Annotated in this window: 1 rRNA gene; it reads right to left on the bottom strand. The window is 51.0% G+C overall.

Annotated features, from left to right (window positions below):
- Nucleotides 1-451 (bottom strand): 16S ribosomal RNA (locus HMPREF2930_RS00005); the annotation flags it as partial.

Raw genomic sequence — 451 nt, 5'->3', positions numbered from 1 at the left:
GACTTCACCCCAATCATTTGTCCCACCTTCGACGGCTAGCTCCAAATGGTTACTCCACCGGCTTCGGGTGTTACAAACTCTCGTGGTGTGACGGGCGGTGTGTACAAGACCCGGGAACGTATTCACCGTAGCATGCTGATCTACGATTACTAGCGATTCCAGCTTCATGTAGTCGAGTTGCAGACTACAATCCGAACTGAGAACAACTTTATGGGATTTGCTTGACCTCGCGGTTTCGCTGCCCTTTGTATTGTCCATTGTAGCACGTGTGTAGCCCAAATCATAAGGGGCATGATGATTTGACGTCATCCCCACCTTCCTCCGGTTTGTCACCGGCAGTCAACTTAGAGTGCCCAACTTAATGATGGCAACTAAGCTTAAGGGTTGCGCTCGTTGCGGGACTTAACCCAACATCTCACGACACGAGCTGACGACAACCATGCACCACCTG

The organism is Staphylococcus sp. HMSC068C09, assembly GCF_001813735.1.
GTDB lineage: Bacteria > Bacillota > Bacilli > Staphylococcales > Staphylococcaceae > Staphylococcus > Staphylococcus hominis.
The sequence above is the reverse complement of the archived record's forward strand: the minus strand, read 5'-3'. Positions and strand labels throughout refer to the sequence as shown.